At 72.8% G+C, this 9,967-nt stretch carries 14 protein-coding genes; 10 read left to right on the forward strand and 4 right to left on the reverse strand.

Features of this window, described 5'->3' with window-relative positions:
- Positions 1 to 5: 5 nt before the first annotated feature.
- Together A5643_RS12235 and A5643_RS12240 are read right to left on the reverse strand one after the other, a co-directional pair.
- Entirely contained in the window at positions 6 to 389 is a 384-nt protein-coding gene (locus tag A5643_RS12235) for a nitroreductase family deazaflavin-dependent oxidoreductase (protein WP_066855620.1), read from the reverse strand.
- Positions 386 to 778 (reverse strand): nitroreductase family deazaflavin-dependent oxidoreductase, encoded by a 393-nt coding sequence (locus tag A5643_RS12240; RefSeq protein WP_066855623.1) that lies wholly within the window; start codon positions 776 to 778, stop codon positions 386 to 388. Before A5643_RS12240 ends, A5643_RS12235 begins: the two co-directional genes overlap by 4 nt.
- 191 nt (positions 779 to 969) lie before the next feature.
- Between A5643_RS12240 and hemL the strand changes: the two genes are divergently transcribed.
- From hemL to A5643_RS12275, 7 genes are all read left to right on the forward strand, one after another.
- Entirely contained in the window at positions 970 to 2,280 is a 1,311-nt protein-coding gene (gene hemL, locus A5643_RS12245) for a glutamate-1-semialdehyde 2,1-aminomutase (RefSeq protein WP_066855673.1), read from the forward strand.
- Positions 2,280 to 2,888, forward strand: coding sequence for a histidine phosphatase family protein (locus tag A5643_RS12250; RefSeq protein ID WP_066855625.1), 609 nt, complete (start codon positions 2,280 to 2,282; stop codon positions 2,886 to 2,888). The genes hemL and A5643_RS12250 overlap by 1 nt, the downstream gene beginning before the upstream one ends.
- Positions 2,885 to 3,517: a TlpA disulfide reductase family protein gene (locus tag A5643_RS12255; RefSeq protein ID WP_231995549.1), complete on the forward strand. Its 633-nt coding sequence runs from the start codon at positions 2,885 to 2,887 to the stop codon at positions 3,515 to 3,517. Before A5643_RS12250 ends, A5643_RS12255 begins: the two co-directional genes overlap by 4 nt.
- Positions 3,514 to 4,314: a cytochrome c biogenesis CcdA family protein gene (locus A5643_RS12260; RefSeq protein WP_066855631.1), complete on the forward strand. Its 801-nt coding sequence runs from the start codon at positions 3,514 to 3,516 to the stop codon at positions 4,312 to 4,314. Before A5643_RS12255 ends, A5643_RS12260 begins: the two co-directional genes overlap by 4 nt.
- Positions 4,314 to 5,921: a cytochrome c biogenesis protein ResB gene (resB, locus tag A5643_RS12265; RefSeq protein ID WP_066855634.1), complete on the forward strand. Its 1,608-nt coding sequence runs from the start codon at positions 4,314 to 4,316 to the stop codon at positions 5,919 to 5,921. The genes A5643_RS12260 and resB overlap by 1 nt, the downstream gene beginning before the upstream one ends.
- Positions 5,921 to 6,898 carry a c-type cytochrome biogenesis protein CcsB gene (gene ccsB, locus A5643_RS12270; protein ID WP_066855638.1) on the forward strand — a complete coding sequence of 326 codons (978 nt, stop codon included), beginning with the start codon at positions 5,921 to 5,923 and terminating at the stop codon, positions 6,896 to 6,898. The genes resB and ccsB overlap by 1 nt, the downstream gene beginning before the upstream one ends.
- A 72-nt stretch (positions 6,899 to 6,970) precedes the next feature.
- On the forward strand, positions 6,971 to 8,284 hold the full coding sequence (locus A5643_RS12275) for a nucleotide-binding protein (protein WP_156628779.1): 1,314 nt from the start codon (positions 6,971 to 6,973) through the stop codon (positions 8,282 to 8,284).
- Between the two features lie 34 nt (positions 8,285 to 8,318).
- Here the strand turns inward: A5643_RS12275 and A5643_RS18260 are convergent, their stop codons facing one another.
- A complete protein-coding gene (locus A5643_RS18260; RefSeq protein ID WP_156628780.1) occupies positions 8,319 to 8,477 on the reverse strand; it encodes a hypothetical protein in 159 nt (52 codons plus the stop codon).
- Positions 8,478 to 8,523: 46 nt separating this feature from the next.
- On the opposite strand from A5643_RS18260, the gene A5643_RS12280 reads away from it, so the two are divergent.
- Positions 8,524 to 8,847 carry a DUF4229 domain-containing protein gene (locus tag A5643_RS12280; protein ID WP_066855641.1) on the forward strand — a complete coding sequence of 108 codons (324 nt, stop codon included), beginning with the start codon at positions 8,524 to 8,526 and terminating at the stop codon, positions 8,845 to 8,847.
- A 19-nt stretch (positions 8,848 to 8,866) separates the two neighbouring features.
- Here A5643_RS12280 and A5643_RS12285 read toward each other — a convergent pair whose 3' ends face one another.
- A complete protein-coding gene (locus tag A5643_RS12285) occupies positions 8,867 to 9,739 on the reverse strand; it encodes a 1,4-dihydroxy-2-naphthoate polyprenyltransferase (protein ID WP_066855679.1) in 873 nt (290 codons plus the stop codon).
- Position 9,740: 1 nt separating this feature from the next.
- Here A5643_RS12285 and A5643_RS18880 point away from each other — a divergent pair, with 1 nt between their 5' ends.
- Both A5643_RS18880 and A5643_RS18745 read left to right on the forward strand, forming a co-directional pair.
- On the forward strand, positions 9,741 to 9,866 hold the full coding sequence (locus tag A5643_RS18880) for an LmrA/YxaF family transcription factor (protein WP_286143653.1): 126 nt from the start codon (positions 9,741 to 9,743) through the stop codon (positions 9,864 to 9,866).
- A 25-nt stretch (positions 9,867 to 9,891) separates the two neighbouring features.
- On the forward strand, positions 9,892 to 9,967 hold a 76-nt coding region (locus A5643_RS18745; protein WP_231995451.1), incomplete at its 3' end, for a hypothetical protein.

The raw sequence follows: 9,967 nt of genomic DNA on the forward strand, positions 1-9,967 counted from the left end.
CCGGCTCAGTCCTCGCGGGTCAGCAGCAACGTGTAGTCGACGTTGGCGCGCTCGAGGATCTGCCGCCACGGCGACTTCAGCAGCGGCGCCGCCTCGTCGGTGGGCAGCACCCGCGGGTTGGTGACCGCGAAGGTCCGGCCGTACATCTTGGCCCGCCCGCCCCCGGCGGCCTGCAGATTCTTCAGCCAGTCCCGCTCCGGGCCGTACACCAGCGCCACCGCGACCCCGTCGGGCGTGGCGAACATCGACACCGGGGTGCGGTAGGTCTTTCCGGAGCGGCGGCCGGTGTGCTCGAGGATCGACCACAGCGGAATCCAGCCCGAGATCGGCCGGAACAGCGGGTTGGTCACCACCCGGTTGAACTCGGCGCGGCGTTGGGAGAACTTCATCCGGCTTTGTCCTCCCGGGTCAGCAGCACGGCGTTGTCGAACGGCAGCCGCGGAAACACCCGCCGCATCGGCCCGGTGACCTTCGCCGCCGCTTCGGCCTTGCTCACCACCCGCGGATCGGTGACCGCGAACGTCTTGCCGTGCCGCTCCATCCGCCCGCCGCCGGCGGCCAGGATGTTCTTCAGCCAGTCCCGATCCGGGCCGTAGGTCAGCATGATCGCCACCCCGTCGTCGGTGCTGAACACGCTGAGCGGGGTCCGGTAGACCGAGCCGGAGCGGCGCCCGACGTGCTCGAGGATCCCGAACGTCGGCGCGCGCCCCGCCCACAGCCGCTGGATCGGGTTGGTGACGTGCCGGTTGAAGCGGGCCAGTCGCTGAGGTAGTTGCATGACCCCATCCAACCGGCAGGTCGGCCGGACCTCAAGGGGCCGACGCCCCGCGCGACACACCCGGAAGCGCGAAACCCGGGCTTACGTGGCCTGACGTGCAGGCCGGCGCCGTCGGGCCGCCGGGACGGCGCTTGCGAGCGAAACTACACCCTGTAGTCGAGCCGGTTTCCGGGGCTGGGACACTGGTGGCCATGCCCACTGAGCAGGTCACGACCGCGTCGGCGGAGCTGTTCGCCCAAGCCTGCGCGGTCACCCCCGGCGGGGTGAACTCCCCGGTGCGGGCCTTCGCCGCCGTCGGCGGCACCCCGCGATTCATCGCCGCCGCCGACGGCTGCCGGCTCACCGACGCCGACGGCAACCGCTACATCGACCTGGTCTGCTCCTGGGGGCCGATGATCCTCGGCCACGCCCACCCCGCGGTCGTCGAGGCGGTCAGCGCCGCCGCCGCCGGCGGGCTGTCGTTCGGCGCGCCGACCAAGGCCGAAACCGACCTGGCCGCCGCGATCATCGACCGCGTCGCGCCGGTGGAGAAGCTGCGGCTGGTCAACTCCGGCACCGAGGCGACCATGACCGCCATCCGGTTGGCCCGCGGCGCCACCGGCCGCGCCAAGATCGTCAAGTTCGCCGGCTGCTACCACGGCCACGTCGACGCCCTGCTGGCCGACGCCGGCTCCGGGGTCGCCACCCTGGGCCTGCCCGCCTCACCCGGGGTCACCGGTGCCAGCGCCGCCGACACCCTGGTGCTGCCCTACAACGACCTCGACGCGGTCACCGACGCCTTCGCCCGCTACGGCGACGAGATCGCCGCGGTGATCACCGAGGCCAGCCCGGGCAACATGGGCGTCGTCCCGCCCGCGGCCGGCTTCAACGCCGGGCTGCGCCGGATCACCGCCGAGCACGGCGCGCTGCTCATCCTCGACGAGGTGATGACCGGCTTCCGGGTCAGCCGGGCCGGCTGGTACGGCCTGGATCCGGTCGAGGCGGACCTGTTCACCTTCGGCAAGGTGATGAGCGGCGGGCTGCCCGCCGCCGCGTTCGGCGGCAGCGCCGAGGTGATGGAAAGCCTCGCGCCGCTGGGCCCGGTGTATCAGGCCGGCACCCTGTCGGGGAACCCGGTGGCCGTCGCCGCCGGGCTGGCCACGCTGCGCGCCGCCGACGCCGACGTCTACGCCGCCCTCGACGCCAACGCTGACCGGCTCGCCGGGCTGCTCTCCGACGCCCTCACCAACGCCGGTGTGGCCCACCAGATCCCGCGGGCGGGCAACATGCTCAGCGTGTTCTTCGCCGACGGCCCGGTCACCGACTTCGCCGCCGCCCGCGCCAGCCAGACCTTCCGCTACGCGCCGTTCTTCCACGCCCTGCTCGACGCCGGCGTGTACCCACCGTGCAGCGCGTTCGAGGCGTGGTTCGTCTCCGCCGCCCTCGATGACGCCGCGTTCGACCAGATCGCCGAGGCGCTGCCCGCCGCCGCGGCTGCCGCGGCCCGAGCGGAGCAGCCCTGATGGCCGACCAGACCCGCGTCCACCTGATCCGCCACGGCGAGGTCTACAACCCCGACGGCATCCTCTACGGGCGGCTGCCCGGTTTCCGGCTCTCCGACAAGGGCCGCGCCCAGGCCGCCGCGGTCGCCGACGCCCTGGCCGACCGCGACATCGTTGCGGTGATCGCCTCCCCGCTGCAGCGCGCGCAGGAGACCGCCGCCCCGATCGCCGCCGCCCACGACCTGCCGGTCGACACCGACCCGGACCTGATCGAATCGGCCAACTTCTTCGAGGGCCGCCGCGTCTCACCCGGTGACGGCGCCTGGCGCGACCCGCGGGTGTGGTGGCGGCTGCGCAACCCGTTCACCCCCTCGTGGGGGGAGCCCTACCGCGAGATCGCCGCCCGGATGAGCGCCGCGGTGGACCGGGCGCGCACCCGCGCCGCCGGCCACGAAGCGGTCTGCGTCTCCCACCAGCTGCCGGTCTGGACCGCCCGGATGTACCTGACCGGCAGCCGGCTCTGGCACGACCCGCGCAGCCGGGAGTGCGCCGTCGCCTCGGTGACCACCCTGATCTACGACGGGGACCGGCTCGCCGACGTGGTCTACAGCGAGCCGGCGGGCCGGTGAGCGTGGCGCGGCGGCTGGTCGGGTGGGTGCTGCTCGCCCTGATCGTCGCCTGCGCGGGCTGCGCCACCGGTGACGACGCCGTCGCCCAGAACGGCACCTTCGAGTTCGTCTCCCCGGGCGGCAAGACCGACATCTTCTACGACCCGCCGGACAGCCGCGGCAAGCCCGGGCCGTTCTCCGGGCCCGACCTGATGGACCCCGACGCCACGCTGGCGCTCAGCGACTTCGCCGGGCAGGTCGTCGTGGTCAACGTCTGGGGGCAGTGGTGCGGGCCGTGCCGCACCGAGATCGGTGAACTGCAGCGGGTCTACGACGCCACCCGCGCCTCCGGGGTGGCGTTCCTGGGCATCGACGTCCGCGACTACAACCGGGCCGCCGCCCAGGACTTCATCACCGACCGGCAGGTGACCTTCCCGTCGATCTACGACCCGGCGCTGCGCACCCTGATCGCGTTCGGCGGCAAGTACCCGACCGCGGTGGTGCCCTCGACGCTGGTGCTCGATCGCCAGCACCGGGTCGCCGCGGTGTTCCTGCGCGAACTGCTCGCCGAGGACCTGCAGCCGGTGGTCGAGCGGGTGGCCGCCGAACCCGTCGAGCCCGCCGAGGCCGACCCCCCGGGGCCGGCATGACCGCGCCGATCCTGACCGCGACGATCGACTTCACCGAGACCGCCGCCAGCGGACCGGTGCTGCTGGCGCTGGCGGTGTCGGTGCTGGCCGGGCTGGTGTCGTTCGCCTCGCCGTGCGTGGTGCCGCTGGTGCCCGGCTACCTGTCGTATCTGGCCGCCGCGGTCGGCGCCGCCGACGACACCCCCGGCGCGGTGAGCGCCCCGCCGCGCTACCGCTGGCGGGTCGCCGGGTCGGCCGCGCTGTTCGTCGCCGGGTTCACCGCGGTGTTCGTGGCCGGCACCGTCGCGGTGCTCGGCCTGACCACCACGCTGGTCAGCAACCAGCTGCTGCTGCAGCGCATCGGCGGGGTGCTGACGATCGTGATGGGCCTGGTGTTCATCGGCTACATCCCGGCGCTGCAACGCCAAGTCCGGTTCAGCCCGCGGCAGGTCTCCACGCTGGCCGGCGCCCCGCTGCTGGGCGCGGTGTTCGCCCTGGGCTGGACGCCGTGCCTCGGGCCCACCCTGGCCGGGGTGGTGACGGTGGCCTCGGCCACCGACGGCGCCTCGGTGGCCCGCGGGGTGGTGCTGGTGATCGCCTACTGCCTGGGGTTGGGCATCCCGTTCGTGCTGCTCGCGCTCGGCTCCGCCCGCGCGATGGCCGGGCTGGGCTGGCTGCGCCGCCACACCCGCACCATCCAGGTCATCGGCGGGCTGCTGCTCATCGCGGTCGGCGCCGCCCTGGTCACCGGCGTGTGGAACGAGTTCGTCTCCTGGGTGCGCGACGCCCTGGTCTCCAACGTCAGGCTGCCGATCTGATGCCCCGTCTGCTCACCCGCGCCGGGCAACGCGCCCGCAACACCTGGCGCACCCTGACCTCGATGGGCACCGCGTTGGTGCTGCTGTTCCTGCTGGCCCTGGGCGCCATCCCCGGCGCGCTGGTGCCCCAACGCAGCCTCAACGCCAGCAAGGTCGACGAGTACCTGCTCGACCATCCTCGGCTGGGGCCGTGGCTGGACCGGCTGCAGATGTTCGACGTGTTCAGCAGCTTCTGGTTCACCGCGATCTACGTGCTGCTGTTCGTCTCGCTGATCGGCTGCCTGACCCCGCGCACCCTGGAACACCTGCGCAGCCTGCGGGCGGTGCCGGTGGCCGCGCCGCGCAACCTGGCCCGGCTGCCCAAGCACGCCACCGCCGAACTCGCCGGCGAACCCGAGGACGTCGCGGCCACCATGGCCGGGCGGCTGCGCGGCTGGCGGCGCACCACCCGTCGCACCGACAGCGCGGTGGAAGTCTCCGCCGAGAAGGGCTACCTGCGCGAGTTCGGCAACCTCGCCTTCCACTTCGCGCTGCTCGGGCTGCTCGCCGCGGTCGCCGTCGGCAAACTCTTCGGCTACGAGGGCAGCGTCATCGTCGTCGCCGACGGCGGGCCCGGGTTCTGCTCGGCGTCGCCGGCCGCCTTCGACTCCTTCCACGCCGGGCTCACCGTCGACGGCACCGACCTGGACCCGATGTGCTTCCGCGTCAACGACTTCCGCGCCGACTACCTGCCGAGCGGGCAGGCCACCTCCTACAGCGCCGACATCGACTACCAGGCCGGCGCCAGCCTGGCCGACAACGTCTGGCAGCCCTACCACCTGCGGGTCAACCACCCGCTGCGCATCGGCGGCAACCGCATCTACCTGCAGGGCCACGGCTACGCCCCGACGTTCACCGTCGTCTTCCCCGACGGCCAGCAGCGCACCCAGACCATCCAGTTCCGGCCCGACGACCAGAAGACGCTGCTGTCCTCCGGCGCCCTGCGGTTCGACCCGCCGGCGGGCACCTACCGCGACCCGGACCTGCGGCGCAAGAACCAGATCGCCATCCAGGGGCTGTTCGCCCCGACCGAGGAACTCGACGGCACCCTGCTGTCCTCGGCGTTCCCGGCGCTGGAGAACCCGGCTGTGGCCATCGACGTCTACCGCGGCGACACCGGCCTGGACAGCGGGCGCCCGCAGTCGCTGTTCACCCTCGACCACCGGCTGATGGAGCAGGGCCGGCTGAGCAAGGTGGGCCGGGCCAACCTGCGCCCCGGCCAGGAGCTGCGCCTCGACGACGACACCGTGGTGCGCTTCGACGGCGCCGTCCCGTTCGTCAACCTGCAGGTCTCCCACGATCCCGGCCAGGTGTGGGTGCTGGTATTCGCGATGGCGATGATGGCCGGGCTCGTCGGGTCGCTGATCGTGCGGCGGCGCCGGATCTGGATTCGGGTCAGCCCGGCCGGCCCGGGTACGGTGAACGTCGAGCTGGGCGGGCTGGCACGCACCGACAACGCCGGCTGGGGCGACGAATTCGAACGTCTCACCGGCCGGTTACTCGCCGGGTTCACCTCCGAGCAGGACACCGCGGTGACGGCCGGCGCCGCGACGAAGGAGTCGCCCTGATGAACACCACCCACATCGACATCGGGCTCGCCCGCTACTCCGACTGGGCGTTCACCTCCGCGCTGATCGTGCTGGTGCTCGCGCTGCTGCTGCTGGCCGTGGAACTGGCCTACGCAGGCAGCCGCCGGGTCGCCGAGCGGGAACTGGTCGCCGCCGGATCGGTCAGCGCCGACAGCGCCACCCCCGGGGTGGTGGGCGCCGCGCCGACCCGGCCGCTGGACGACCGCATCGGCGGTGCCGGGCTGGCCCTGGTGTATCTGGGCATGGCGCTGCTGGCCGGCTGCATCGTGTTGCGCGGACTGGCCACCCACCGGGTGCCCTGGGGCAACATGTACGAGTTCATCAACCTGACCTGCTTCTGCGGGCTGGTGGCCGCCGCGGTGGTGCTGCGCCGGCCCCGTTACCGGTCGCTGTGGGTGTTCGTGCTCGTCCCGGTGCTGATCCTGCTGGGCGTCTCCGGGCACTGGCTCTACAGCAACGCGGCCCCGGTGATGCCGGCGCTGCAGTCCTACTGGCTGCCGATCCACGTCTCGGTGGTCAGCCTGGGCTCGGGGGTGTTCGTCGTGGCCGGAGTGGCCAGCATCCTGTTCCTGGCGCGCACCTCCCGGCTGGGCGATCCGGAGACCCCGGGCGCGCTGGCCCGGCTGGTGCGGCGGCTGCCCGACGCCCAGACCCTGGACCGCATCGCCTACCGCACGACGATCTTCGGGTTCCCGGTGTTCGGCTTCGGGGTGATCTTCGGCGCCATCTGGGCCGAGGAGGCCTGGGGCCGCTACTGGGGGTGGGACCCCAAGGAGACGGTGTCGTTCATCGCGTGGGTGGTCTACGCCGCCTACCTGCACGCCCGGTCGACGGCCGGTTGGCGGGACCGCCGCGCCGCCTGGATCAACGTCGTCGGTTTCGTCGCGATGGTGTTCAACCTGTTCTTCATCAACCTGGTCACCGTCGGCCTGCACTCCTACGCCGGAGTGGGCTGAGCCTGCAGCCTCCCCGAGGCTGCGTTATCGTGCGGTGTCAACCTATTGGGGCACATCCAGGGGGAGCCACACTTGTCTGAGCATCCGTCCGGCGACGACGCCTTCCACGATCCGGCAGGTCAGCCGCAACGTCACCCGCACGGCGAGGAGGAGCACACCCGCATCCTGGGCAAACCGCTGCGCGACGACACCGACGAGCACAGCTTCGGCGGCTTCCGCACCGAGCAGCGGTTCGCCGAACCCAGCGGGACCCGGCCCTGGCCGACGCCGGCGATGGGCATCCCGCGCCCGATGGAGCAGGCGCCGCCGGTCTACCACGGGCCGTCGGCCGCCCCCAGCTACCAGGGTCCGGCCGACCCGCCGCCGCCGGTGACCCAGCAGCACACCCTGGCACCGCAGCCGATGGCCCCGCCGCTGCAGCCGCCGCGTCAGGACGCCCCGCCCGGGTACTCCGACCTGTCCACCACGACGCTGCTGCGGCAGGTCAAGCCGCCGCCCTCCGGCGGGTGGCGCAAACTGCTCTACACCCTCTCCGGGCACCTGATCAACGTGGGGGAGAGCCCCCGCACCATCCGCAACAACAACCTGATGGTGCAGGCCAACAAGCCGCTGCAGGGCTGCTACCGCATCGCGCTGCTGTCGCTGAAGGGCGGGGTCGGCAAGACCACGATCACCGCCACCCTGGGGGCGACGTTCGCCTCCATCCGCGGTGACCGGGTGGTGGCCGTCGACGCCAACCCCGACCGCGGGACGTTGAGCCAGAAGGTGCCGCTGGAGACCCCGGCCACCGTGCGTCACCTGCTGCGCGACGCCGACGGCATCGCCCGCTACAGCGACGTGCGCAGCTACACCAACCAGGGGCCCAGCCGGCTGGAGGTGCTGGCCTCCGAGAGCGACCCGGCGGTCTCCGAGGCGTTCTCCGCCGACGACTACCGGCGCACCCTGGAGGTGCTGGAACGCTTCTACAGCCTGGTGCTCACCGACTGCGGCACCGGGCTGATGCACTCGGCGATGGAGGGCGTGCTGGACAAGGCCGACGCGCTGATCATCGTCAGCTCAGGCTCGGTCGACGGGGCCCGCAGCGCCTCGGCGACCCTGGACTGGCTCGACGCCCACGGCCACCAGGACCTGGTGCGCAACTCGATCGCGGTGATCAACGCGGTGCGGCCCCGCTCGGGCAAGGTCGACATGCACAAGGTCGTCGACCACTTCTCCCGGCGCTGCCGCGCGGTGCGGCTGGTGCCGTTCGACCCGCACCTGGAAGAGGGCGCGGAGATCGACCTGTCCCGCCTCAAGCGGGAAACCCGGGAGGCGCTGCTGGAGCTGGCCGCCGTCGTCGCCGGTGGGTTCCCCGACATCGACCGGTCCAACGAACACTTCGTGTGAGCGGCGGGTCTGACCGGGTCTGACCGGCCGGGTGTCAGTGCGGCTCGTTGTCGCCGCGGCCGAGCCGGGCGAGGAAATCCGGGTCGTCGTCTGGGCCGATGACCCGGGTCTTGGGCCGGTGCTGGGCCTGGGTCGCCCGCCAGCCAAGGTAAACCAGCGTCCCCAACGCCAGAATGAGGAGCAGGTAGATCACGGAACACCTCCTGGGTCCGAATATACCTGCGACGTAGGCTGCAGCTGTGAGTGAACGTCAGCAATCCGGTCTGCGAGCGGTTTTCGACATCTTCGTGTATTCCCTGTTGCGGCTGGGTCTGGTCGCGGTGCTCACCGCGGTCATCTACGGGGTGGCGCGCCTGCTCGGCGTCGACGACCTGCCGCTGGTGGTGGCGTTGGGCTTCGCGTTCATCGTCGGCCTGCCGCTGGGGATCTGGCTGTTCGCGCCGCAGCGGCGCCGCGCCACCGCGGATCTGGCCGCGGCGGGGGAGCGTCGCCGCCGCGACCGGGAGCAGTTGCACGCCCGGCTGCGCGGCGAGGAACCCGACGACCAGAAGCCCGCGGACTGAGCCGCGGGCGCCGCGCCGATCAGCCCGCCAGCGCCAGCGCGGCGGCGACGGCGCTCGCCCACACCAGCAGCGCCAGCCCGGTGTCGCGCAGCACCGGGATCAGCGCCGCGCCGTGCCGGCCGCCGCGCACCGGGCCGGCGGCGCGCAGCGCCAGCGGCGCGGCCAGGAACCCGGCCGCACACCACGGGGTCGCCGCCGTCAGCGCCAGCGTGAGCAGCCCGGCCGCCACCAGCAGGCCCTGGAACAACCCGCGGGTGCGGCGGTCACCGAGGCGCACCGCGAGGGTGATCTTCCCGGCGGCGGCATCGGTGGGGATGTCGCGCAGATTGTTGGCGACCAGCACCGCCGACGACAACGCCCCGACCGCCACCGCGGCCAGGACGCCCACCCAGTCGATGCGCAGCGCCTGGGTGTACTGGGTGCCCAACACTGCCACCAGACCGAAGAACACGAACACCGCGATCTCGCCGAGCCCGGCATAGCCGTAGGGCCGGCTGCCGCCGGTGTAGAGCCACGCCCCGGCGATGCACACCGCGCCGACCGCGATCAGCCACGGCGCGCTCAGCAGCGCCAACGCCAGCCCGGCAACCCCGCCCAGCAGCAGACACCCGACCGCGACCGCCCGAACCGCCTGCGGCGCCGCCAGTTTCGCGCCGACCAGACGCACCGGGCCGGTGCGGTCGTCGTCGGTGCCGCGGATGCCGTCGGAGTAGTCGTTGGCGTAGTTCACCCCGACGATCAGCGCCACCGCCACCAGCAGCGCCAGCCCGGCGCGAAGCGGGTCGGCCGCATCGAGCCGGGCCGCGGCTCCGGTGCCGGCGATCACCGGGGCGACGGCGTTGGGCAGGGTGCGGGGCCGGGCACCGGCGATCCACTGGGCGAGACTGGCCACCATGACCGTCGCCGCCATCGAGGGCGCGGTGGTGCTGTGCCGCAGCCAGCGCTCCACCGGCCCGCTCGACGACGTGGTCGCCGAACTCGACGTGCTGCTGTCCACCGCGGTGCCCGCCCGGTCCTGACCGGCGGCCATGACAGGATCGTGCGGTGGCCAGTCTCGCCCAGTGGATCGCCGGTGCCCGGCCCCGCACCCTGCCCAACGCCGTCGCCCCGGTGATCGCCG

The organism is Mycobacterium sp. 1274756.6 (assembly GCF_001668625.1).
Classification (GTDB): domain Bacteria; phylum Actinomycetota; class Actinomycetes; order Mycobacteriales; family Mycobacteriaceae; genus Mycobacterium.

What these genes read in the sequence shown, in the direction of transcription:
- A5643_RS12235 (WP_066855620.1), bottom strand. Translation starts at nt 389, where the DNA reads ATGAAGTTCTCCCAACGCCGCGCCGAGTTCAACCGGGTGGTGACCAAC.
- A5643_RS12240 (WP_066855623.1), bottom strand. Translation starts at nt 778, where the DNA reads ATGCAACTACCTCAGCGACTGGCCCGCTTCAACCGGCACGTCACCAAC.
- hemL (WP_066855673.1), top strand. Translation starts at nt 970, where the DNA reads ATGCCCACTGAGCAGGTCACGACCGCGTCGGCGGAGCTGTTCGCCCAA.
- A5643_RS12250 (WP_066855625.1), top strand. Translation starts at nt 2,280, where the DNA reads ATGGCCGACCAGACCCGCGTCCACCTGATCCGCCACGGCGAGGTCTAC.
- A5643_RS12260 (WP_066855631.1), top strand. Translation starts at nt 3,514, where the DNA reads ATGACCGCGCCGATCCTGACCGCGACGATCGACTTCACCGAGACCGCC.
- resB (WP_066855634.1), top strand. Translation starts at nt 4,314, where the DNA reads ATGCCCCGTCTGCTCACCCGCGCCGGGCAACGCGCCCGCAACACCTGG.
- ccsB (WP_066855638.1), top strand. Translation starts at nt 5,921, where the DNA reads ATGAACACCACCCACATCGACATCGGGCTCGCCCGCTACTCCGACTGG.
- A5643_RS18880 (WP_286143653.1), top strand. Translation starts at nt 9,741, where the DNA reads ATGACCGTCGCCGCCATCGAGGGCGCGGTGGTGCTGTGCCGCAGCCAG.